Source organism: Streptomyces sp. R41, from assembly GCF_041053055.1.
Lineage (GTDB): Bacteria > Actinomycetota > Actinomycetes > Streptomycetales > Streptomycetaceae > Streptomyces.
In genome coordinates this window covers 1,511,044-1,534,026 of record NZ_CP163443.1, presented here as the reverse complement: position 1 = coordinate 1,534,026, position 22,983 = coordinate 1,511,044, and the positions used below count along the sequence as shown (strand labels likewise).

Annotated in this window: 17 protein-coding genes and 2 pseudogenes; 11 read left to right on the top strand and 8 right to left on the bottom strand. The window is 70.7% G+C overall.

The features are described 5' to 3' along the window. Positions 1-44 precede the first annotated feature (44 nt). Positions 45-947, bottom strand: coding sequence for a hypothetical protein (locus AB5J53_RS07230; protein WP_369244779.1), 903 nt, complete (start codon positions 945-947; stop codon positions 45-47). Next, positions 931-1,434, bottom strand: a complete 504-nt coding sequence (locus AB5J53_RS07225; RefSeq protein WP_369244778.1) for a hypothetical protein — start codon at positions 1,432-1,434, stop codon at positions 931-933. The genes AB5J53_RS07230 and AB5J53_RS07225 overlap by 17 nt, the downstream gene beginning before the upstream one ends. A 159-nt stretch (positions 1,435-1,593) precedes the next feature. Between AB5J53_RS07225 and AB5J53_RS07220 the strand changes: the two genes are divergently transcribed. After that, positions 1,594-4,167: a tetratricopeptide repeat protein gene (locus tag AB5J53_RS07220; protein ID WP_369244777.1), complete on the top strand. Its 2,574-nt coding sequence runs from the start codon at positions 1,594-1,596 to the stop codon at positions 4,165-4,167. Between the two features lie 104 nt (positions 4,168-4,271). Then, positions 4,272-6,653 (top strand): S8 family serine peptidase, encoded by a 2,382-nt coding sequence (locus tag AB5J53_RS07215; RefSeq protein WP_369244776.1) that lies wholly within the window; start codon positions 4,272-4,274, stop codon positions 6,651-6,653. 351 nt (positions 6,654-7,004) lie between these two features. Here AB5J53_RS07215 and AB5J53_RS07210 read toward each other — a convergent pair whose 3' ends face one another. After that, entirely contained in the window at positions 7,005-8,690 is a 1,686-nt protein-coding gene (locus tag AB5J53_RS07210; protein ID WP_369244775.1) for a ribonuclease J, read from the bottom strand. A 327-nt stretch (positions 8,691-9,017) separates the two neighbouring features. Here AB5J53_RS07210 and AB5J53_RS07205 point away from each other — a divergent pair, with 327 nt between their 5' ends. The 3 genes from AB5J53_RS07205 to AB5J53_RS07195 are packed head-to-tail and all read left to right on the top strand — an operon-like array spanning position 9,018 to position 10,445. Next, positions 9,018-9,803 carry an ArsR family transcriptional regulator gene (locus tag AB5J53_RS07205; protein WP_369244774.1) on the top strand — a complete coding sequence of 262 codons (786 nt, stop codon included), beginning with the start codon at positions 9,018-9,020 and terminating at the stop codon, positions 9,801-9,803. Next, positions 9,800-10,183, top strand: coding sequence for a VOC family protein (locus tag AB5J53_RS07200; protein WP_369244773.1), 384 nt, complete (start codon positions 9,800-9,802; stop codon positions 10,181-10,183). The genes AB5J53_RS07205 and AB5J53_RS07200 overlap by 4 nt, the downstream gene beginning before the upstream one ends. Continuing rightward, complete coding sequence (locus AB5J53_RS07195) at positions 10,164-10,445, top strand: hypothetical protein (protein ID WP_369244772.1); 282 nt, start codon at positions 10,164-10,166, stop codon at positions 10,443-10,445. Before AB5J53_RS07200 ends, AB5J53_RS07195 begins: the two co-directional genes overlap by 20 nt. A gap of 529 nt (positions 10,446-10,974) precedes the next feature. On the opposite strand, the gene AB5J53_RS07190 is transcribed toward AB5J53_RS07195, so the two are convergent. From AB5J53_RS07190 to AB5J53_RS07175, 4 genes are all read right to left on the bottom strand, one after another. Further along, positions 10,975-13,158: an MMPL family transporter gene (locus AB5J53_RS07190; protein WP_369244771.1), complete on the bottom strand. Its 2,184-nt coding sequence runs from the start codon at positions 13,156-13,158 to the stop codon at positions 10,975-10,977. A gap of 6 nt (positions 13,159-13,164) precedes the next feature. Next, positions 13,165-13,374 carry a hypothetical protein gene (locus AB5J53_RS07185; protein WP_369244770.1) on the bottom strand — a complete coding sequence of 70 codons (210 nt, stop codon included), beginning with the start codon at positions 13,372-13,374 and terminating at the stop codon, positions 13,165-13,167. Positions 13,375-13,562: 188 nt separating this feature from the next. Beyond that, entirely contained in the window at positions 13,563-14,231 is a 669-nt protein-coding gene (locus tag AB5J53_RS07180) for a response regulator (RefSeq protein ID WP_369244769.1), read from the bottom strand. Next, complete coding sequence (locus AB5J53_RS07175) at positions 14,206-15,390, bottom strand: sensor histidine kinase (protein ID WP_369244768.1); 1,185 nt, start codon at positions 15,388-15,390, stop codon at positions 14,206-14,208. Before AB5J53_RS07175 ends, AB5J53_RS07180 begins: the two co-directional genes overlap by 26 nt. Before the next feature lie 329 nt (positions 15,391-15,719). Between AB5J53_RS07175 and AB5J53_RS07170 the strand changes: the two genes are divergently transcribed. Beyond that, positions 15,720-17,294, top strand: coding sequence for a multicopper oxidase family protein (locus AB5J53_RS07170; protein ID WP_369244767.1), 1,575 nt, complete (start codon positions 15,720-15,722; stop codon positions 17,292-17,294). Positions 17,295-17,320: 26 nt separating this feature from the next. Here the strand turns inward: AB5J53_RS07170 and AB5J53_RS07165 are convergent. Continuing rightward, positions 17,321-17,663, bottom strand: a pseudogene (locus AB5J53_RS07165) (glycoside hydrolase family 9 protein); the annotation flags it as partial. A gap of 136 nt (positions 17,664-17,799) precedes the next feature. Here AB5J53_RS07165 and AB5J53_RS07160 point away from each other — a divergent pair. From AB5J53_RS07160 to AB5J53_RS07140, 5 genes and pseudogenes are all read left to right on the top strand, one after another. After that, positions 17,800-18,975, top strand: a complete 1,176-nt coding sequence (locus tag AB5J53_RS07160) for a cytochrome P450 (RefSeq protein WP_369244766.1) — start codon at positions 17,800-17,802, stop codon at positions 18,973-18,975. A gap of 435 nt (positions 18,976-19,410) precedes the next feature. Beyond that, positions 19,411-20,557, top strand: a pseudogene (locus tag AB5J53_RS07155) (ABC transporter substrate-binding protein). A 151-nt stretch (positions 20,558-20,708) separates the two neighbouring features. Next, positions 20,709-21,959, top strand: coding sequence for a sensor histidine kinase (locus AB5J53_RS07150; protein ID WP_369244765.1), 1,251 nt, complete (start codon positions 20,709-20,711; stop codon positions 21,957-21,959). Continuing rightward, the gene (locus AB5J53_RS07145) at positions 21,956-22,603 is read left to right on the top strand and encodes a response regulator (protein WP_369244764.1); all 648 of its coding nucleotides are present in this window, start codon (positions 21,956-21,958) and stop codon (positions 22,601-22,603) included. Before AB5J53_RS07150 ends, AB5J53_RS07145 begins: the two co-directional genes overlap by 4 nt. A gap of 87 nt (positions 22,604-22,690) precedes the next feature. Beyond that, positions 22,691-22,819, top strand: coding sequence for a hypothetical protein (locus AB5J53_RS07140; RefSeq protein WP_369244763.1), 129 nt, complete (start codon positions 22,691-22,693; stop codon positions 22,817-22,819). Positions 22,820-22,983: the final 164 nt, after the last annotated feature.

Below are 22,983 nucleotides of genomic sequence, written 5' to 3'. Positions count from 1 at the left end.
GGGCTCGCCCGTCCCGGCCCCGCGAGCGGCAACCGCCCCTCGGCTCACCGCCGGCCGCGAGGGTCCAATTCCAGCGTGACGCTCCGGGGCGAGGTGCCGAGGACAGCGACCCGTATACCGAGGACCACGGTGTGCGCGCCGCTTTCGGGCGCGAGGGCACCCTCGAAACGTACCCCTGGGGAGCGGACCCCGACGGAGTGCACGACCACCGCGGGCGGCAGACCGCTGTCCGTGCGGTACTCGACGACGATGTCGCCGCCGGTCACCGGCACGGTGGCGAGCACCGGCTCGCCACCGTGCCAGGACGCGTCCCCCAGTGCGGTCAGATCTACGGTCCCCGGCGCCCCGACGCGCACCGCCCTCGACGACGCCCGGAACACCGGGTCGTGGGCGAACAGCGTGGCCGCGGCGGCCCGGCAGGTCCCCGAGCCCATCACGCAGTACGGAGCACCGGGCAGGCCACGGGCGTCGAGCACCGGTCCGAAGCCGATCAGGCGGCCGACCTCGCGACGGAAGTCCGTGGGCGCGCGGGCCCCTTGGTCGAGAACGAGTGAGCCGCCGCACAGCCCCGTGTCCGACGGTGGCTCATGAAGGAAGGCGATCAGACGGTGGAAACCGGAGAGCGCCACTCCGTCTCGTTCGGCCTGGCGTCGGCAGGCCCGTACTGTCCCGGCGCGGTCCTCCTTCAGCGTCTCCTGGAAGCCGCCGCGCAGGACGGTCCAGGGGGCGATGTCGAAGTCGACGGCCGTACGGCCGAGGGTCGACCGCAGCCAGAAGTCCCGCACACTGCGCCCGTTGGCCTCCTGGAAGACCTCGGTGAAGACCTCGTCGGGCCAGGGCCTGACCGGCCGCGCCCCCGACCAGCCGGTCTCCCAGACGTACCGCAGCACCTTGACGCGCAGTGTCCGCACACCGCGGTCGGCACGGCGCTCAGGGAGTGACGGCACTCTTGATTCCGCCGGTGCCGCTCTTGATGCCGCCCGTGCTGCTTTTGGTCGCCCCTGGCACGAAGACGGCTCCCGGTACGGCGCTCTTCGTCGCCCGCAGCGACTCCATCGCGGCGATCGAGGCGCAGCCGACCGCGGCGTGCGGGCCGGCGTGCACGAAGCCGTCCACCGCGGCGTCGACGACATGGCCGAGCGCGCCGGCCTGCGCACCGTGCTGCACGAGGATCGCGAGAACCGAACCCACCGTGAACGGCGAGGGAGCTGAATCGGCCTCCGGCAGCTTGCCGTTGGACACGTACTCCTGGAACGACGTGCTCTCGCTCCCGGTCAGTACACCCGATGCCTCCAAATACCGCAGAGCGGCCGCCACTTCTTCCCGCTGGACATCCGAAAGCTGGTGCGAGTCCATCGGTGCGGTCGGCGCCGGGCGCTTGAGCCGGGCCTGTACAGCGAGTCCGAGCAGTGTCGCGTCCTCGAAGGTGGTCATGTCCTTCGCCCCTTTCCGGCGGTCCGTCGGGTCACTCATCAGTCTTGGGGCGCGCGGGGCGGGTTGACGGAACCTGACAGAACTGGCCGCCCGCAACCGGCTTTACAGCACGGGATGCGGCAGAGGAGCCTTTGACCAGGCGACCTTGGGGGAGGACGCATGAGGGTGCTGCCGAGGCCCGACCTGGCCGAGGGACCGGTGCGGTCCCTCTTCGACGCGCTGCACGAGCTGCATCACCGGGCCGGCCGGCCGAGCCTGCGCCAGATGGCCAAGGAGGTCGGCTGCAGCCACACCACCGTCTCGGTCGCCTTCTCCGGGCCCGCCGTGCCACGCTGGGGACTTCTCGAGCTGATCGTGGAGACGCTGGGGGGTGATCCCGGCCGGTTCCACGCCCTGTGGCTCGCGGCCAGCGCCGACCCCACGGTCCCGGCAGCCCCGCCGGCCGCGGCCGACCACTTCCCGCCGCCCCGCCAACTCCCCGGCGACGTCACGGCGTTCACCGGCCGTGACAGTCAGATCGCCGACCTGGACCGGCTGCTCGCCGAGTCGGCCACCGACGCCACCGCCGTGGTGATCTCGGCGGTGTCGGGCACCGCGGGCGTCGGGAAGACGGCCCTCGCCGTGCACTGGGCGCACCGTGTGGCGGACGCCTTCCCCGACGGACAGCTCTACCTCAACCTCCGTGGCTACGACCCGGACCGGCCCGTGTCCGCCGCGGAAGCGCTCGAAGTGTTCCTGCGTGCCCTCGGCGTCGAGGGCTCCGCCATCCCGCACGGCCTCGACGAGCGGGCGGCCCGCTACCGCACCCTGCTCGCCGGCCGGAAGACCCTCGTCGTCCTGGACAACGCCCGTTCCGTGGACCAAGTGCGCGACCTGCTGCCCGGCACGCCCACCTGCCAGGTCCTCGTCACCAGCCGCGACTCGCTGCCCGCGCTCGTCGCCCGGCACGGCGCCGTCCGCATCAACCTCGACGTACTGCCTCTCACCGAAGCCGTCGCCCTGCTCAGTCGCCTGATCGGGGCTCGCGCCGAGGCCGAACCCGAGCAGGCCGTCGCCCTCGCCGAACGCTGCGCCCGGCTGCCCCTCGCCCTGCGCATCGCCGCCGAACTGGCGGCGGCCCATCCCGCCGTACCGCTGTCCCGCCTGGTGGCCGACCTCGGCGACGAGTCCCGCCGGCTCGACCTGCTGGCCGCGGGCGAGGACGACTACACCGCCGTACGCACGGTGTTCTCCTGGTCCTGCCGCTTGCTGCCCGACCCGGCGCTCACCACGTTCCAACTGCTCGGACTGCACCCCGGCCAGGACATCGGCATCGAGGCCGCCGCCGCGCTCCTCGACGCCGAACCGGTCACGGCGCACCGGCTGCTGGACACCCTCACGCGCGCCCACCTCCTCGACGAGAGCAGCGCGGGCCGCTTCGCGATGCACGATCTGCTCCGCGCCTACGCGGCCGAGCAGGCCGCGGACCGCACCGACCGGCAGCCCGCGCTGCTCCGGCTCCTCAACCACTATCTGCACACCGCCCGCCGCGCCGCCGGACCGCACGACCCCTGGCTGGCCGCCGAGCATTCCAACCTCCTGGCCGTCGCGGCCGCCGCTGTCGACATCTCGCCGGAGCACACCGTCGAGCTCTCGGTCTGCCTGGACCGTCACCTCGACACCGGTGCCCACTACCGCGACGGCCTCACTCTGCACGGGCTCGCCCTGCGAGCCGCCCGCGCCCGGCACGACCTCCGGGCAGAGGCCGACGCCCTCAACCGTCTGGGCACCGCCCATCTGCGCACCGGTTCGTACACCGCGGCCGTCGACCACCACCTGCAGGCACTCGCAGCGCACCGCGAGAGCGGCGACCGGGCCGGCGAGGCGAACGCGCTGCAGGGGCTCGGCACACTGGCCTGGCGGCTCGGCCGGTACGAAGAGGCCCGCGGCCACCTGGAAGAGGCGCTCGCCCTGCACCGGGAACTGGCCGGCAACATCGGAGAGGGCGCCGCCCTGTACGGCCTCGGCACCGTGTACCGGCAGCTCGGCGACTACCCGAAGGCACTCGACCACCAGCAGCGGGCGCTCACCCTCTACCAGGAGCGCGGCGACCGCATCGGCCAGGCCCGGGTCCTCAACAACCTGGGCACCACCCTGGAGCGCACCGGCCGCTACGCCGAGGCGTACGACCACTACGCCCGCGCCCTCACCATCAACCGTGAGATCGGTAACCGGGTCGGCGAGGCGGTCGCGCTCACCAACCTCGGCTCGGCAAGCCTGCGTCTTGGCCGCCTCGCCGACGCCGCCGACCATCATGAACAGGCCCTGCCCATCTACCTGGAGACGGGATACCGGACAGGCCAGGCCGATGCCCTGCGCGGCCTCGGCGACGTCCATCTGCGGGCCGGCCGCCACAGTGAGGCCCTCGACCAGTTGGGCCGGGCGGTGGAACTCGCCCATGAGGTGGGCGAGGCCGAGGTCGAGACCGGCGCGCTCGTCGACCTCGGCGAAGCCCAGCACGCCACCGGAAAGTCCGAGGACGCCGCCGATTCCTTCCGCACCGCCCTGGAGCTGGCCCAACACAACGGCGACCGCTACGAGCAGGCCCGTGCCCTGACCGGCCTCGGCAGGCTGAGCCAGGAGTCCGGGGACCGCACCGCGGCCCGCCGCCAGTGGCAGACCGCGGCCGGGCTCTTCGACGCACTGGGGGTCCCCGAGGCGTCCGCGCTGCACCGCCTGCTCGACCAGAGCTGACCGACGGCCAGTTCTGTCCAGCTCCGTCAGCTTTCGTCAACCGGCCACCGGCCGCCACCACACTCGTCGACAGCCAACCGAATAGCGTGAAAGGGGAGTCCTCCATGACTGCCACACTGCTGGTGCATGTACGGACGGACGACGAGGACACCGCCGTCCGCGGAACCGGGGTCGAGGTGCTCGCCCGCTACCCCGACGCCATGCTCATCCGCGCGACCGACGAACAGGCCATCCGCGTCGGCGCGTTGGACGTCCAAGCCACCGAGCTCGCCGAACGGCCGCTGCTCACCGCCGGAAACTCCTTCTCCTTCGCCGACGCGGTAGAAGCCCAGCAGGAGGCAGCCCTCGAGCCCCCGGCGGGACGCACGGCCTACTACCTGCTGCGGCTGGCAGGACCCCCCGCGCCTCGGTGGCTGCGCGAGCTGGGCTCTCACGGCGCCCGCATCCACGACAGCCTCGCGAACTTCACACTGCTCATCGGCGTGCTCCCGGAGAACGTCGACGCTCTCACCGCGCTGCCGTGGGTCGCCGAGGTGACGCCGTACCGGCCCGCCATGAAGGTCTCCCCGAAGGTGCACACCACGCCGACACGGTCCCTGGGCACCGAGCAACTCGCCCATCCGGCCGGGGCCGAGAGCCAGCTCGTCGAGGTTTCCGTCTTCCCCGGCGAGAGCATCGAGGACGTGGCCGCAGCGGTCCGTGAGTCGGGCGGAGCCGTCCTGTCCGCGGCGGGCCGCACCCTCGTGGCGAACGCCGACCCGGCGGGCCTCGCCGAACAGCCCGGCGTCCAGGCCGTGTTGCCGTACGCGCTGCCGGAGTTCCACAACGATCGCGCCCGACTGGTCCTCGAAGTCCAGGAGGACAACTCGGCAGGCGGCATCGAGCTGACCGGCGCCGACCAGATCGTCGCCATCGCCGACTCCGGCCTCGACACCGGCGACCCCGACACGATGCACCCGGATGTACGGGGCCGGGTCGCTGGCATGGTGAGCTGGCCGACCCGCCTCACCCTGGCGCCGTACGTCAACGACCCGCCCGGCAGCGACGACGGGCCCTCCGACCCCGACATAGGACACGGCACCCATGTGACGGGCTCCGTGCTCGGCAACGGCGCGGCCGCCCGGGACGCGAACATCACACCGGCCCCCTCGGGAGTGGCGCCGGAGGCGAAGGTCTTCTTCCAGGCCATCGGCCAGCGCGTGCACTGGAAGACCGAGGCGGAGGTCGCCGGGCTGCCCCGGATCAGCGATACCTGGCCGCCCGCCGAGGCCGGTCTGCACGGGCTTCCCGAGGACCTCGGGCCGCTCTTCGAGCAGGCCTACCGTGCCGGGGCCCGTATCCACACCAACTCCTGGGGCGCACCGACCGCCGGCCTCTACACCACCAAGGCGCGTGCGGTCGACGAGTTCGCCTGGAACAACCCCGACATGCTGATCCTGTTCTCGGCCGGCAACGAAGGCGCGGACGACGATGGCAACGGCGTGGTCGACTCGGACTCCATCGGCTCCCCGGCAACCGCGAAGAACTGCCTGTCCATCGGCGCCGGCGAGAACGACCGCCCGGCGGGCTCCGCGCCGCCGCCCGGACGCGACACCACCTGGGACCGGTTCACCAGGGGTGGGGTGCTGCGCTTCCCCAAGATGGGCGCGGCAGGCCACATCTCCGACAACGTCGACGGGCTGGCCGCCTTCTCGTCGCGCGGACCCACGGACGACGGCCGGATCAAGCCCGACCTGATCGCACCCGGCACCAACGTCCTGTCGATGCTGTCGCGCGCCCTGCCGCCCAATGCCGTCCCGCTGTGGGGCAAGCTGCCGCTCAACCACCCGCTGCGCAGCGCCTATTGCTGGAGCGGTGGCACCAGCATGGCCACGCCGCTCGCCGCGGGCGCCGCGGCCCTGGTCCGCGAGTACCTGGTACGGGAACGGCAGCATCAACCGACCTCCGCACTGGTCAAGGCATGCCTGGTGAACGGCGCGGCCGCCATGAAGGGCCAGTTCACCGGGGAGATCCCGACCGGGCCCAACGGCGCCAGCGGCTTCGGCCGAGTCGATGTCGCCGGGGCCATCGGCAGGGACGGCCGGCATCGGATGCTCTTCGTCGACGAGTGGATGGACGCGGTGCAGACCGGCGAGCTCGTCACGTACCGCCTCGAGCAGTTCGACCCGGGCCGACCGCTCAAGATCACCCTCGTCTGGACCGACGCACCGTCCCAACCCGGCAACGGCGACCTCGTCAACAAGCTCTACCTGCAGGTCCGGGCGGAGGACGGCGGACCGGTACGGGACGGAGACGTGCGGCCCTTCCCGCACGCGACCAACAACGTCCAGCAGGTCGTGATCGACGAGCCGGGCACCGACCCCTATCTGATCCGCGTCTGGGGCGTGTCCGTCACCAGGCGCTCGCTGCGCTCCGTGATCTCGGTGGAGCCGCATCAGGACTTCGCGCTGGCGGTCTCCAACGGCCGTGAACTGCGCCGGGTCTGAGGGACTGGGGGTCTGAGGAGGAAGACGCCCATGAACGGGGGGCGGCCGGGTGGTGCGTGGTGATGTACCCACCATGCACCACCCGGCCACGGCGCATCCGCCCGCGGATCAGCGGGTGGCTGTGCGGCAGGAGGCAGCGCGGATCATCTCCGACGCCGGATACCGCCGGCGCCGCAGACCGATGTCACCCAGGGGCGCCGGGCGATCTCTTCGAAGCGTGCGCTCAGCCACGCACCCTTCTCTGCCCTGCCACGGTTGGGGGTTCTCCGTCCGCCACGGCTCGAGCGACGGCCGACGGCCTGGCTCGACGTGCGGAGACGCCGCGTTGCACTGCCCGCAGTCGGTCCCGGCTCAGGCGTCGATGATGACGGGGATGATGAGGGGCTTGCGGCGGTAGGTCCGGAACGCCCAGGACGCCACCGCGCGGGCGATGAGCTGTTCGAGCTGGTGCGCGTCCCCGACGCCTTCCTCGGCCGCCCTGGCCAAGGTCTTCTCGATCACCGGGATGACCGGTTCGAATGTGGTGTCGTCGTGGACGAATCCGCGGGCCAGGAAGTCGGGGGGTTCGGCGAGGGCGCCGGTGTCGGCGTCGACGATCGCCACGACGGTGACCACGCCTTCGTTGGCGAGGGTGAGGCGGTCCTTGAGGGAGGCCTCGGTGGCGCCGCCGACTTCCATGCCGTCCACGTAGACGTTGCCCGCGGGCACCTTGCCGGTGATCGAGGCGCGCCCGTCGACGAGGTCGACGACGACACCGTCCTCGGCGATGACCACCCGGTCGGGATCGACGCCGGTACGGATGGCGAGGTCGCCGTTGGCCCGGAGGTGACGCCATTCGCCGTGGACGGGCATGACGTGCCGGGGCTTGATGATGTTGTAGCAGTAGACGAGTTCACCGGCGCTGGCGTGTCCGGAGACGTGCACCTTGGCGTTGCCCTTGTGGACGACGTGGGCACCCCACCGGGTCAGCCCGTTGATCACCCGGTAAATGGCGTTCTCATTGCCCGGGATCAGGGAGCTGGCGAGCAGGACCGTGTCGCCCTCGCCGATGCGGATCACATGGTCGCGGTTGGCCATCCGCGACAGCGCGGCCATCGGCTCGCCCTGGGATCCGGTGCAGACGAGGGCGATCTTGTGGTCCGGCAGCTTCTCCATTTCCTTCATGTTGACCACCAGGCCGGGCGGAACCTTCAGGTAGCCCAGGTCGCGGGCGATGCCCATGTTGCGGACCATCGACCGGCCTACGAAGGCGACTTTGCGGCCGTGCTGGTGAGCGGCGTCCAGGACCTGCTGGATGCGGTGCACATGGCTGGCGAAGCTGGAGACGATCACGCGGCGTGGCGCGGTGCGCAGGACCTGCTCGATCGCTGGGTTCAACTCGCGCTCGGCGACGGTGAATCCGGGCACCTCGGCGTTGGTGGAGTCAACCAGGAAGAGGTCGACGCCCTCCTCACCGAGGCGGGCGAAGGCACGCAGGTCGGTGATGCGGTCGTCCAGCGGGAACTGGTCCATCTTGAAGTCGCCGGTGTGCAGCACCATCCCGGCACCGGTGCGGATCGCGACCGCGAGACCGTCCGGGATCGAGTGATTCACCGCTACGAATTCGCAGTCGAACGGCCCGAACCCGCGCCGGTCGCCCTCACGCACCCGCACCGTGCGCGGCCGGATGCCGTGCTCTTTGAGCTTGGCCTCAAGGAACGCCAGGGTCAGTTTGGAGCCCACGACGGGGATGTCGGACCGCTCACGCAGCAGATACGGCACGCCCCCGATGTGGTCCTCGTGCCCGTGGGTGAGCACGACGGCCACGATGTCGTCCAGGCGCTCCCGGATCGAGGTGAAGTCGGGCAGGATCACATCAACGCCGGGCTGGGTCTCCTCGGGGAACAGCACGCCGCAGTCGACGATGAGCAGCTTGCCGGCGTGCTCGAAGACGGTCATGTTGCGGCCGATCTCACCCAGGCCGCCCAGGGCGACGACCCGTAGCCCTCCGTCGGGCAGTGGCGGGGCGGTGTGCAGTTCCGGATGTGGATGGCTCATACCGTGACGTTACCGGAGAGGTGGAAGAGGTGATCCATTGCTTTGCGATCTCTCCTTCCCGACGAGATGCGTCCTCCACGTTGGGTGCCCTGGATCATCCGGATTACACGGAGGGCCGGCACGGCCCGCGGTACAGGTAATACGGCGTGCGGTAGATGAGCCGCAGCCCCCGGGGGGCCTGAAGAAGATCTCGTGCCGCATGTCGTGTGCGAGTGCCTTCGGCCGCCTCGTGGTGGGCTTCGGCGCTGGTCCATTCGGAGTGGGCTTCCGCTTCACCCTCGCCCGCGGAGCGGAATCCATCAAACGGGTTTGATTTATCCTATTGGCATGGTGCCCACAGGTCACGCTGCCCCGGCGTTTGTGAGCCTGGCCGCCAACCCACTGCGGTGGCGGCTGCTGACCGCGCTGGCCGCAAGCGACTACCGGGTCCGTGAGCTGGTCGCCCTGCTCGGCCACCCGCAGAACCTGATCTCCTACCATCTGCGGCTGCTGCGCCGCAGCGGGCTCGTCACTGCCCATCGCAGCAGCTTCGACGCCCGCGACAGCTACTACCACCTGGATCTGGAGCGCTGCGCGCACGCGCTGGCCGCCGCCGGCGTCGCCCTGCACCCGGCACTGCGCCTCGATCCCACCCCACCACCTCCCACGGCCACCGAACAGTCGGCTCGGCCTTGCGTGCTGTTCACGTGCACCGGCAACAGCGCCCGCTCCCCGATCGCCGAGGCTCTGCTGCGCCACCGCTCCGGCGGCCAGGTGGAGGTGACCAGCGCCGGCAGCCACCCCAAACCGCGGATCCATCCCAACGCCGTGCGGGTCCTGCGCGAGCACTACGGCATCGACATCGCCGACCAGCGGCCACGCCAGCTGGACACGGTGGCCCGCAATCGTTTCGATCACTTGATCAGCCTGTGTGACAAGGTCCGCGAGATCTGCCCCGAGTTCAGCGGTCAGCCGCGGCGGACCCACTGGAGCATCCCCGACCCGGCTGCCGCCGACGGCAACGACCAGGCAAGCTACCCCGCCTTCAGGCACACGGCGGCGGAGATCGACACGCGTATCCGCTACCTGCTGCCCGTCCTCACCCGCGCCCCGAACCCGGAGGTCCAGCCATGACACCATCCGACGAACTCGCCGCCGTCCGCTACATCGTCGACGACGTGGCCGCCGCGGTCGACTTCTACACCACCCACCTCGGCTTCAGCCTGCGCACCAACCCCGCGCCCGCCTTCGCCGACGTGGTCCGCGGCCCGCTGCGGCTGCTGCTGTCCGGGCCGGCAAGCTCCGGCGCCCGAGCCACGCCCGATGACTCCAATGCGCCAGGCCGCAACCGCATCCATCTCACCGTCAACGACCTCGACACCGAGATCGACCGGTTGCGCACCGCCGGGCTGTCCTTCCGCAGCGACGTCATCACGGGCCCGGGCGGACGCCAGATCCTCCTCACCGACCCGGCCGGCAACCTCATCGAACTGTTTGAACCTGCGCCACGCTGAGCTGCTTCTGAGGCCGACCGGGCTGCGCGGCACGACCTCCCTCGGTCAGACGGCCGCCGACTCGGTGCTTGACGGCACCCGGGAGGTGCTGCCGCTGCAGGAGGTGCCGGACGTCGACGCGTACAGCGGGATCTTCACCCTGCTGGCATCCCCGTCGCAGTCGGCCGCGATGACCGGGAGCATGTTCACCGCCGACAGCGGACTGTCGATCCGGGGGCTGGCGCGCCCGGGCGGCCGGGTCCCTGACACCGCGGGCGGGTGAGGGGCGGCGCGGATGCACCAGAGCCGCGCCCGCAGGGACAACTCGGTCCCACGCCCGGTGGAAGCCGATATCGGTCACCCCGGCTGTCAGGGCGTCCGAAATGCCGCCCGAGTCATGGTGATTCATGCTCTCGACTGTTCTTGAGCAGGGCAGAATCCCCAACGGCCGCGGCCCGCGATCAGGACTGCCCCAAAGGACAACTCCGGCCCCAAGCAACGTCATCCGACGACCACCGACGGACGAACCCAATCGGGGCCGAGCCTGCCATGATCCGGCTACGACCGAATACTCCTGGCCCGATCGGGGGAGCGACAAGGACCACGGAACCCGCGTCGTAGCTGCCTGGCCTGACACCGTCCGCAGTCTCCCCCTGGGCGCCCCGGTCGCCGCCGGGCTCAACGGCCGTCCACGCAATGCGCTCGGCTGGACACCCAGCCGAGCGCATGCGGGGATTCCTCGCCGCCTGATCCACGGGTAGCGGCGATCATTGGAATCTGCCGATCAGGGGCGGGCTCTTCCTCGTCGGTCGTCAGCTGTCCGCGGGGCGCTCGAGCGCCACCTTGGGCAGCCGCCGGGCGAGGGGGGCGGGCAGCCACCAGGCCCACTTACCGAGCAGTTGCATGATGGCCGGGACGATCAGGCAGCGGATGACTACTGCGTCCATCAGGATCGCCACGGCGAGGCCCAGCCCGAACTGCTGGAGCATTCGGTCGGGGCTCAGCATGAAGGCGGCGAACACCACGATCATGATGGCCCCGGCCGCCGTGATCACCTTGCCGGTGGTGGCCAGTCCTTCCCGCACTGCGATGGAGTGGTCCTTCGTACGCTCCCACTCCTCGTGGATCCGCGAGACCAGGAACACCTCGTAGTCCATGGACAGCCCGAACACGATCGCGAAGATCAGCACGGGGAGGAATGCTTCGATCGGCCCTGGCTGCACTCCGAACCAGCCCTCCTGGAACACCAGGGTCATCGCGCCGAGCGCGCCGGTGATCGAGAGCAGGTTCAGCAGGGCTGCCTTGATGGGGATCAGCACGGACCGGAAGACCAGCATCAGCAGCAGCGACGACAGTCCGACGACGACGGCGACGAACAGCGGCAGCCGCTGCGAGACCGTCTCGGCGAAATCCTGGGAGGCGGCGGTGGAGCCGCCGACCAGGATCTCGGCGCCGGTGTCGTGCTCCAGGTTCGGGGCCACGTCATCGCGTAGGTGGTGCACGAGATCGGTGGTTCCCTCGTCCTGCGGTGCTGTCTTCGGGTAGACGATCACGGTGGACAGGGCGCCGTCCTCGGAGGGCATCGCGGGGCTGGCCGCGGCCACGCCCTCGGCCTTGGCCAGCTCGGACCGGACGGCCTGGCCGGCGGCCTTGTCGCCCCGCACCAAGACGACCAGCGGACCGTTGAAGCCCGGGCCGAAGCCCTCGGCGAGCAGGTCGTACGCCTGCTTGGAGGTCGAGGTCTTCGGGTCGTTGCCCGCGTCGGCGAAGCCGAGGCGCATGCCCAGCGCAGGTGCGGACAGGGCGAGCAGAGCGAGGACGGCGACCAGCAGCGTCGGCAATGGACGGCGCTGCACAGCTGCGGCCAGGGCCCGCCAGCGGCGGCCTTCGACCTCGCCCTTGGACGCGGCCTGGGCCGCGTGCTTCAGTACGTGGCGCTGAATGCGGTGGCCGAAGAGCGCCAGGAGTGCGGGCAGCAGGACCAACGAGGCGGCCATCGTGGTCAGCACGGTCAGTGCCAGGGCGAGGGCCACGCCCTGCAGCGAGCCGAGGCCGAGTGCGACCAGGCCCAGCAGGGCGATGATCACGGTGCAGCCGGCGACGAAGACCGTACGACCGGCGGCGTCCAGAGCCTTGCGGCCGGCTTCGGCCGGTTCAGCGCCGTGGGTGAGCTCGTGCCGGTAGCGGTAGAAGATCAGCAGGGCGTAGTCGACACCCACGCCGAGTCCGACGAGCATCGTGATGGGCGGCGTGAAATCGGCGATGGTGAAGACGTGCGAGGCGAGAGCGATCAGGCCGATGGCGGCGCCGACCGCGAAGAGGGCGGTGATCAGCGGTACGGCGGCCGCCACCACGGAGCCGAAGAGCAGTCCGAGGATGATCACGGCGGCCAGGATGCCGGCGAGTTCTGCGGTCGGGCTTCCCTTGTCCTCGGCGCCACGCACGGCGTCGCCGCCGAGCTCGACCTGGAGCCCGTCCGCCTCGACGCCCTTGGCGGTGTCGATGATCGCGGTGACGTCCTCCTTGGGCACGGCCTCGGCCTTGCCGTCGAGAGTCACGGTGGCGTAGCCGATCGTGCCGTCCTCGGACACAGCGGAGGCATCGGCGTACGGGCTGCGCACATCGGCGACGCTCGGCAGTCCCTTCACTTCGGCCAGCATCTTCTCGACGGCGGCCTTGCGGCCGTCGATGCCCTGGCTGTCCTTCAGCACGATGTCGACGCTGTCGCCGGCCTGGGCGGAACCGTGCTTCGTGAACAGGTCCGTGGCCGCTTGGGAGTCGGTGCCCGGCAGGGCGAAGTCGTTCTTGTACGCGGAGCCTGCGGCTTGCGAACCGAGCGTGACGGCGGCTAGGACGGCGACCCAGAGCAGCAGGGCGGACCAGCGGTGACGCTGCGCCCAGCCGGCCAGGGCGCCGAACCGGCCGCCGCGCGGCCGATCGGGCCGGCCCGGTGCGGGCAGGGCAAGGGGCGCGGCTGCGCCGCGGGTAGGAGACATGGGTGACTACCTCGGATTCGAGCGGGAGTGGCCTGGCGTAAGAAGCGCGCCCACCACGGCGCCGCACAGCGTGGGCACGCCGATCCCCAGGGCGGCAAACACGCCGCCGACCTCCAGGGCCCCGGCGGCCGTGACCAGCAGAATTCCGGCGGCGGCCCCGACGAGCGCGCCGACGAGCACGGTCGTGGCCCGTGCGCGAAAGGGGGGTGCGTTCATGCCGTTGATCGTGCACGCGCAACAGGGTCGGAAGCGTCAGCCTCCGGACGACACTGGGCGTACCCCAGCGGATGCGGGCTGCCGCTGTGTCGTACCTCAGCGGATGCGGTTTGCCGCTGCGTCGTACCCCAGGAGTCGCGCGGGACCGGCGCCGTCTGCCGGATGGGCCGTCCGCCCCGACGGCCGGCCTATTCCGCCAGCCAGCCCGGGCTGACCATTCCGGACTCGTACGCCAGCACCACGACCTGCGACCTGTCCCGCGCCCCCAGCTTCGAGATGATCCGGCTGACATGCGTCTTCGCCGTCGACGGTGACAGCACCAGCCGTGCCGCGATCTCGTCGTTCGTGAGCCCCGCGGCCACCAACTGCATGACCTCGCGCTCCCGGTCGGTGAGGACATCGAGCCGGGGATCCGGCTCAGGGCCCTTCACCCGGCCCGCGAACTCGGCGATGAGCCGCCGTGTGACCGACGGGCTGATCAGGGCATCGCCCCGGGCTGCGACCCGCACCGCCTGCAGCAGTTCCTCCGGCTCCGTGTCCTTCACCAGAAAGCCCGTCGCCCCGGCACGCAGCGCCCCGTACACGTAGTCGTCCAGATCGAAGGTCGTCAGGATGACCACCTTCACCGACGCCAGCTGCCTTTCTCCGGCGATCACCTTGGAGGCTTCCAGACCGTCCATCCCCGGCATCCGGATGTCCATCAGGACCACGTCCGGCTCGAGCTCGCGGCAGGCCAGGACCGCGGCTTCTCCGTCCGCTGCCTCCCCCACCACCTCGATGTCGTCCTCGTCCTCCAGGATCGACCGGAACCCGGCCCGGACGAGCCGCTGGTCATCCGCCAGCAGGACCCTGATCATCGGTCACTCCGCTCCATTTCGGCTCTCCTGTGATCTCGTACGGCAGCCGGGCCCGCACCGCGAATCCGCCCTCTGGCCGCGGGCCCGCGGCCAGCTCGCCACCCAGTGCCCGCGCCCGCTCTTTCATGCCGGTGATCCCGCTGCCGCCACCGGACCCGGCCGGGCGGGTCGCTGCGCCCTCGCCGTCGTCCTCGACGGCCAGGGTCAGCTCCCCGTCCGCGTGGGCGAGCCGGATCGTGACCCGTCCGGCGCCGCTGTGCTTGGCGGCGTTGGTCAGCGACTCCTGCACGATCCGGTACGCGGCCAGGTCGACAGGGGCGGGCAGCGAACGTTCAGCCCCGGTCCGCTCGATCCGCACCAAGAGCCCCGCCAGCTTCGCCGAGGCCACCAGCTCGTCGGTCCGGGCCAGCCCCGGCGGGGGTGCCGTGGGCGCCTCCTCGTCGACCTGGCGGAGCACGCCGAGGGTGGCCCGGAGCTCCCGCAGGGTCTCCCGGCTGCTCGCCTTGATCGCGCCGAGCGCCTCCTCGGCCTGGGCAGGATCCTTCTTCAGCCGGTGCAGTGCAGCACCCGCCTGCACGTTGATCATCGAAATGTTGTGCCCGATCACATCGTGCAGCTCGCGGGCAATGCGCAGCCGCTCCTCGGTGGCCCGCAGTCGCGCCTCCTCCTCGGCGTAGGCCACCCGGCTGTGCCGCACGCTGCCGAGAGCCACGACGGCGACCAGCCAGCCGGTGAGCATGAACACCGCCGTGCCGTTGATATCGCTGTTGCCCGCGAGGGGGCCCACGGATACGCCGATCACCATGGCCGCCGCCATGGCAATGGCCGCCTGCGTCCGGCCCTGGGCCGCGAGGGCGTACAACGCCACGATCGGAACCATGATCAGCGGGGCGTCGATGTCGCTCAGGAGGTAGTAGGCGCCCGTGGCCAGCACCGTGAACCAGCCCACCGTCACCGGATACCGGCGCCGGAACAGCAGCGCTCCGCACACCGCCGTGATCAGCAACCAGGACGCGATCAGCGAGGCCATCGCGTCCCCGCCGTGGCTCAGCCGCTGCCCCTCAGCGAGCGCCACCAACACGAATACCCCGCCGGCCAGCGCAGCGTCAGCGCGGGCGCCGCGAGGCAGCCGGAAACGGACCTGATCGAAAGACGGCACGCGTTGATTCTGCCCGCGATGCCGACCAAAGGAGAAACCCTGTGGGAGAGCCCCCAGTCGGGACTTCGTCATGTCCTGCGAGGTTCATGGACCGGAGCCACCAGTGATGTGCGCCGGGGGTTCCGAGACGGTTGCTGCGTGCGGGATTGCAGCAACGCAGGCGTTGCAGGCATCGGCCAGGTGCCAGGTTCGGCGGCGGACCCTGGGGCTGGTGTTCCACGACACGGCCCGGGACACCGCCCGCCGACTGGGGCACCGGAAGCCGACATCATCGAGGCGCAACGCCGTATTTCCCGCTAAATCACTACAAAACGTGTCTTATTGCAGGCATGCATACACCTTCGCGGCGTACCCTGCTCCGTGCCCCGCTCGCTGCCGCCGGCGCGGGACTCCTGCCTGCCCGTCCCGACTTCGTTCTCCGCCCCCACCACGGCCCCGAGGGGACCGCGCTCGGCGAGGCCGGCTTCGCCCCGCCAGGACTCGGGGGATATGTCGACCCGTCGGGTCCGGAGGTCCTTGCGACCGAGCGGAGACGCGGTTCCGGCCCGGTGCGCAGGCTCGGGTTCACCGCCGCCCAGTCCACGCTGGACCTGGGCGGGCGGATCGTCCGGAGCTGGGCGTACGACGAGACACTGCCCGGTCCGCTGGTGCGCGTCACCGCCGGTGACGTCCTGAGCCTCACCCTCGCCAACCGTCTGCCGGTCTCCACCACGCTCCACTCGCACGGGGTGCGACTGCGCTGCGACATGGACGGCGCCCCCGGCGTGACGCAGAACGCCATCCGCCCGGGGACCGACTTCACCTACCGCTTCACCGTCTCCTACCCGGGCACCTATCTCCTCCACTCCCATGTCGGACTCCAGCCCGACCGTGCGCTGTACGCGCCGCTCATCGTCGACGACCCCAGGGAACCCCTCGCCTACGACAAGGAATGGGTCGTCGTCCTGGACGACTGGATCGACGACGTGGACGGCTCCACCCCGGAAGGCGTGCTCGGCCAGCTCCAGCACGGCACGGCCACAGCGGTGGCCATGGGTCCCGGAAGCGGCCGCCGGCCGGCTGGCCCCTCCCGGGTGCTGCGCGACTCCTACAGCCGCATGCTCGACGGCGACGGGGGCAATGTGGCCTACCCGTACTACCTCGCCAACGGCCGCCTGCCGACCAGTCCCCGGGTGTTCCGGTGCCGCCCGGGCGACCGCGTCCGGCTGCGCATCATCAACGCGGGTTCCGAGACCGCCTTCCGGGTGGCGCTGGGCGACCACACCATGACCGTCACGCATACCGACGGCTATCCCGTGGAGCACACGGAGACCGACGCTCTCCTCGTCGGCATGGCCGAGCGGTACGACGTCCTGGTCACCGCCCAGGACGGCGTCTTCCCCCTCGTCGCACTCGCCGAGGGGAAGCCGGGCCGGGCCCTCGCCGTGCTGCGCACCGACAGGGGAAGAACCCTTCCCGGGCGGGACGTCCGCCCGGACGAACTGGACGGGCAGGTCGTGCCCGCGCGCCGCCTCGTACCGGACGAGTCCGTGGCGCTGGACGACCGCGAACCCGACCGCGAGCTGCGCATCAGGATCACCGGCAGCATGAGGAGGTACGACTGGGGCTTCGACCACCGACCCCACGACACGCACAGGCGCCACCCGGTCCGCGCCGGTGAACGGGTACGGCTCACCATGATCAACGCCACCGACATGTGGCACCCCATCCACCTGCACGGCCACACCTTCGCCCTCACCGGCGTCGACGCCGTCGGTGCGCTCAAGGACACCGCCCTGGTGCTTCCCCACCGCAAGCTGGTCATCGACTTCGACGCCGACAACCCCGGTCTGTGGATGCTGCATTGCCACAACCAGTACCACTCGGAGAGCGGCATGATGACCATCCTCGGGTACCTCAAGTGACCGGGTGATCCAGCGGACATCTCCTGGCCCTGGTCCGCCACGAACGACGCCATCCAGGCCGGCGCCGCGTCCCCGTCGACGGCGGTCTCCTTGGTGGACCAGGACTGGATGTCGTCGAGGTAGCAGAACTGGCCCGTGCGGCCCCTGAGTCTGCTCTGCGCGTAGGGGAGGCGAATACTGGAGTTGGCACCCACGGTGACGGTGCCCTTCGGCGGGTCCAGTCGGTGGGCATATCAACGCCTGTGTTGCAGACGGGTGTTGACCTCGCTGCAGCCGGTGACGTACGAGATGTTCAGCGTTGCGGCCGAGGGTGGAGTCCCTTCGGCCGACCGCGCTGTCCCGGTACTGGGCGGCGCCGGTGAGGTCGTATGGGAGCGGGCGCCTTCCAGCCGCTCTCGCCCGTGCTCCCGCACGCCGGAACAGTGGAGCCCCGATCCGCCACGCCTTCGGAGGAGTTGTTAGCCTTGGCTGTGATCGGTTTGCCCATGTCCGGCCAAGGCTCGTGATGACCGTCGTCGACCGCTTTCCGCTCGGGGCCGCGACCACGCTCGCCGAACTCGCCCGGGACCCGCATCCGCGACTGGCGTTGCTGCGTGCACGGGAGCCCGTGTCCTGGCTGCCCGCGCTGGGCGGCTGGCTTGTGACCCGCCGCGACCTCGCGCTGAGCGTGATGCGGGACGCAGTGACCTTCACCGTCGACGACCCCCGGTTCTCCACCGCGCAGGTCGTCGGGCCGAGCATGCTGTCCCTGGACGGTGAGCAGCACACCCGCCACCGCGAGCCCTTCGCCTCGCCCTTCCGCCCTCGGGAGGTGCGCGACGGATTCGCCTCGTTCATCGAGCGCGAGACCGACCGGCTCATCACCGCACTGGAACCGGGGGGCGCGGCCGAACTGCGACGCGCCTTCGCCGGCCCGCTCGCGGTCGCCGTCGTGACCGAGGCACTCGGCCTGGCCGGCACCACCGCGGCCACGGTGCTCTCCTGGTACGACTCCATCGTGCGGTCGGTCTCGGACATCACCGCCGGACATGAGGCGGGGCCCGCCGGTGCGGCGGCGTACGCGCAGCTGCGGTCCGCCGTGGAAGCCACCGTCGCGCGCCGGAGCTCATCGTCGCTCCTCGTCTCCGCTGCCGGGCGGCTGGCGCTGCCCGAGGTGGCGTCGAATGCCGCGGTGCTGATGTTCGGAGGCATCGAGACCACGGAGGCGATGATCACCAACGCGCTGCTGCACCTGTTGCAACGCCCCGACCAACTCGCCCTCGTCCGGGCCGACGCCAACCTGCTGGACGGCGCGATCGAGGAATCGCTGCGCCTGGAACCCGGTGCGGCGGTCGTGGACCGCTACGCCACCCGTGACACCGTCCTCGGCCCGGCCACGATCCGCCGCGGTGAATTGGTCACCGTCTCCCTGGCCGGCGCCAATCGCGACCCGGCCGTCTTTCCCGATCCTGATCGGTTCGATGTCCGCCGCGAGAACGCCCGTCTCCAACTGGCCTTCGCACACGGCCCGCACCACTGTCTCGCCGCGCACCTCGCCCGCCTGGAGGCCCGCATCGCTCTCCAGCGCCTGCTCGAACGCCTCCCTGCCCTGCGCCTCGACCCGGACCGCGGTGCCACTCCGTACGGTCTGGTCTTTCGAAAGCCCCCCACTCTGCATGTGCGGTGGGGGAATCCTGCCTGACGGCTCATCGGTGTGTGAGCAGCAGTCGTAGCTTGCAACTGTCCTGCGAGGACGAGCTCTTGGCTGTGCCTGAGCGAAGGATGCCGCCCATCGGAAGATCCATCAGATCCCATCTCGGCCGAGCTGGCAGGCGCGGTCGAGCTTCCTCGGGTGATGTGTCTGCACTTGTGGGGGAGCGCCGTGGGTGGGCGGCCAGGTCCACGGTGCGCGGGGTGCCTGTGCGGATACCGCATCGCCGACGAGGCGCGAGCGGCTGGTTGAAGTTGTAGGCCGATGCCGTTCAACCGTTCGGTTGAACGCGGCTTCCACCTCCTGAACCTTCTCCGCTCCGTTCGGTCGACGCGAACAGCCTCTCCGCGGCACAAGAATCACAACCGACCGTGGCGCCGGGTCCCCGCCCATGGCCTCACCCCCCATCAGAGAGGTCCCAGCAGAGTGTCCAGCTTCCTCAGCAGACGACGTGTACTCGCCACCGGAGCCGGTGCCGCCCTCGGAATGGGCGCGCTCGGCGCCGCAGCGACTCCCGCCGCCGCCACCTCGTCCGTGGGATCCCGGCGTGCCTCCGGCGCCGAGGAGACCAGAACACTCGACGAGCTGTACCAGGCGGCCCTCGCGGACGGCGGCAAGCTCGTCATCTATGCCGGCGGTGACACGCCGACCCAGCAGGACGCCACCAAGGCGGCCTTCCGCAGCCGCTTCCCCGATATCGATCTGACGCTGATCGTCGACTACAGCAAGTACCACGACGTCCGCGTCGACAACCAGTTCGCGACCGACACCCTCGTCCCCGACGTCGTACAGCTGCAGACGCTGCAGGACTTCACGCGCTGGAAGGAACAGGGCCGCCTGCTGCGCTACAAGCCGGCCGGTTTCTCGAAGGTACGACGGCTTCAAGGACCCGCACGGCGCGTGGGTCGCCATCGGCGCGATCGGCTTCAGCTTCATGTACGCGGTGTCCGCGGTCGGTTCGGATGCCCCGAAGAGCCCGCTCGACCTGATCGACCCCAAGTGGAAGGGGCAGATCGCCTCGTCGTACCCGCACGACGACGACGCGGTTCTCTACCTCTACTCGCTGTACGCGCAGCAGTACGGCTGGGAATGGGTGGCCGCGCTCGCCGAGCAGGACGTGCGGTTCGCCCGGGGCAGCAACTCGCCCGCGGACGCGGTCTTCGGCGGACAGAAGCCGGTCGGCATCGGCACCGCGGGCTCCCTGGCCTCACCGGCGACGTCGCCCGCGAAGTGGGTCGTCGCCGACGGCCACCCCTTCATGGCCTGGGGGCAGCGGGCCGCGATCCTCAAGCAGGCCAAGAACGCGACTGCCGCCAAGCTCTACCTGAACTGGCAGCTGTCCACGACCCAGCAGCAGACGTCCTTCAACGGCTGGTCGGTACGGACCGACGTCACGCCTCCGGCGGGCCTGAAGCCGATCTGGGAGTACCCGAACGCGCACATCGACGGCTTCCCCCGCTTCATGGCCGACCGCGCGGAGGTCGAACGCTGGAAGCAGACCTTCGCCCTGTACTTCGGCGAGGTGAAGGGCGATCCCACGCCCGGGTGGCTCGGACTGCACCCGGGGGCGTAGCGGCCGCCGTGGCAAGCGACAGTGGGGCCCGCGGCGTTCGTCCGGCACACCTCCGGACGAACGCCGCGGGCCCCACTGTTCACACAGGTCATACAGGTGGCGGATAGACTCGGGCCCCGTGCCCGGATCAGTCCGCCCAAGGGGATCTGCCGTGTCCGATCGCACTCCGCTGACCGCTCGCGGCAGTCGGCCCACCCTGGAACACATATCCCATCTGGCGTTCTTCCTCGTCGTCGCTGCCGGTCTCGTGCGGCTGACCCGGCTCGAGGACAACCCGTGGTGCTGGTCCATCGTGAGCGTCAGCGGATTGCTGGCACTGGCGTACGCGAGCGGCCTGGCGTGGTGGGACCGGCTCGGCGTGCTGGGCCGCCGCTCCTGGATCCCCGTACTGCTCCTGCTGTGGACCGTCCTTGCGTTCCTCGCTCCACCACCGCTGACGACCGCCTACGTCTGGTGTGCGGTCCCGCTCGCCTGCGCGGCCCTGCGCGCGCTCGGCCTACGCGCCGCCGTGGTCACAGTGGCCGTGATCACGTCGGTACTGGTCGGGGCACTCGTCCGCTCCACGGGTCACGTCGACGCCGAGGTCGTCCTGGTCCCCGTGGCGGCCGTGTGGGGAACCGTCGCCCTCTACCGGGCCCAACAGCGGGACGCGGCGGTCCGCCAGCGCCTGGTGGAAGAGCTGCGGGACACGCGGGACACGCTGGCGAAGCAACAGCGTCAGGCGGGCGTAGTGGCGGAGCGGGCCCGTATCGCCCGGGATCTGCACGACACCCTGGCCCAGGAACTCGCCGGCAGCCTGATGCTGCTTCAGGCGGCCGAGCGCGACTGGGAGGAGCGGCCGGACGTCGCGCGGACCCGTGTCCGCGCTGTGACCGACGGGCTGGGTTCCAACCTGGCCGAGACCCGCAGGATCATCCGGGATCTCACCCCGTCCGCCGTCGCCGAGGCCGGCCTGGAAGGCGCACTGCGTCTGCTGTGTGCCCGTTCCGGGGCGGAGGGGGCCGCGGCCCGGGTCCAGTTCTGCTCGGTGGGCGCGCATCAGCCCGTCCTCGACGACCGCGCAGCCACCACCTTGTTCCGCGTCGCGCAGAGCGCACTGGCGAACGTACGCGAACACGCCCGCGCGGTGAATGTGCTGGTCACCTTCCGTCGGCACGGGGATCGGGTGGAACTCGAAGTGAGCGACGACGGAGTCGGCTTCGACCCGGCCGAGGCGTTCAGGGCAGGCGCCCGCGCGGACCGCGGATTCGGTCTGCCCACTGCCCGGGCACGGCTGCGCGAATGTGGCGGTGAGCTCGAGGTCAGCAGCGGGCCGGGCAGGGGCACCAGGTTCCGTGCCACGCTGTCCGCGCGGCCCCGAGCCCAGCCGGTCGAAGCTGTCACCGCGGCGACTGCCTCATGACCGGCGAACCGCTCCGCCTGCTGATCGCGGACGATCACGCTGTCGTACGTGCCGGACTGCGCGCTCTGCTGGACGGCGAACCCGACCTCGAGGTGATCGCGGAGGTCGGCAGCGGTGAGGAAGCCGTCCGCCTGGCCGCTCGGCTGATGCCGGACGTGGTACTGATGGATCTTCGCTTCGCCGGTCCGGACAAAGGGATCGACGGCGTCGAGGCCGTCCGTCGGCTGGCCTTGAAGGCGCCGGGCGTGGCGGCGGTGATGCTGACCAGCTACGCCGGACGGACCGACGTGGTCCGTGCGTTGGAGGCGGGTGCTCGCGGCTATGTACTCAAAGCGGGGCCGCCCGAGGAACTGTTCCAGGCAGTCCGCACCGCGGCCGCCGGCTCCGTGGGACTTGCCGCGGAGATCGTGGGTGAACTCGTCGGCCAAGTGGTCCGTCCGGACCAGGACTTGAGCCATCGCGAGATCGAGGTCGTCCGGCTGCTGGCGGAAGGCCGCAGCAACCGGGCCATCGCCGAGGCGCTTTTCCTCAGTGAGGCCACCGTCAAGACCCATCTCGTCCGCATCTACCGCAAACTCAAGGCCGACAACAGGGCAGCGGCTGTGTCGGAAGCCGTCCGCAGGGGACTTCTCGAACTCGCCTGAACACCGCGACCGCCAGTGCCGCGCAGACGGTCATGTCGTCGCCGGCGGGGGAGCGGTGGTGCGGCGGGCCCCACGGCCGAGGTGCGGGTGCCGACGGGCGGCCGTAAGCCGTACGAGACACCCGAGGGCGCGCAGTTCCAGCGCATCGAGGGCGACCGGGCCGTCTACAGCGTTCCTTCGGGCACCTACGCCTTCGCCGTCCGCGTCGCGTTGTAGCCGACGATCACGCAGAAGCGGGCGGATCGCTGTACGAGGTGATCCGCCCGCAGTTCGTCCTCACCCTGCTCGGCCCGCTGCCGGTCGCCGCACGTTTGCCGGCGCCGGAGCCTTGGACGGAACGCACCGCGAACCGAAGCCCCGCCGTGCGGCCTTCGGCGGGA

Coding starts and splice junctions, on each gene's coding strand:
- AB5J53_RS07145 (WP_369244764.1), top strand. CDS start 21,956: ATGACCGGCGAACCGCTCCGCCTGCTGATCGCGGACGATCACGCTGTC.
- AB5J53_RS07170 (WP_369244767.1), top strand. CDS start 15,720: ATGCATACACCTTCGCGGCGTACCCTGCTCCGTGCCCCGCTCGCTGCC.
- AB5J53_RS07180 (WP_369244769.1), bottom strand. CDS start 14,231: ATGATCAGGGTCCTGCTGGCGGATGACCAGCGGCTCGTCCGGGCCGGG.
- AB5J53_RS07200 (WP_369244773.1), top strand. CDS start 9,800: ATGACACCATCCGACGAACTCGCCGCCGTCCGCTACATCGTCGACGAC.
- AB5J53_RS07210 (WP_369244775.1), bottom strand. CDS start 8,690: ATGAGCCATCCACATCCGGAACTGCACACCGCCCCGCCACTGCCCGAC.
- AB5J53_RS07190 (WP_369244771.1), bottom strand. CDS start 13,158: ATGTCTCCTACCCGCGGCGCAGCCGCGCCCCTTGCCCTGCCCGCACCG.
- AB5J53_RS07185 (WP_369244770.1), bottom strand. CDS start 13,374: ATGAACGCACCCCCCTTTCGCGCACGGGCCACGACCGTGCTCGTCGGC.
- AB5J53_RS07225 (WP_369244778.1), bottom strand. CDS start 1,434: ATGACCACCTTCGAGGACGCGACACTGCTCGGACTCGCTGTACAGGCC.
- AB5J53_RS07220 (WP_369244777.1), top strand. CDS start 1,594: ATGAGGGTGCTGCCGAGGCCCGACCTGGCCGAGGGACCGGTGCGGTCC.
- AB5J53_RS07160 (WP_369244766.1), top strand. CDS start 17,800: ATGACCGTCGTCGACCGCTTTCCGCTCGGGGCCGCGACCACGCTCGCC.
- AB5J53_RS07205 (WP_369244774.1), top strand. CDS start 9,018: ATGGTGCCCACAGGTCACGCTGCCCCGGCGTTTGTGAGCCTGGCCGCC.
- AB5J53_RS07215 (WP_369244776.1), top strand. CDS start 4,272: ATGACTGCCACACTGCTGGTGCATGTACGGACGGACGACGAGGACACC.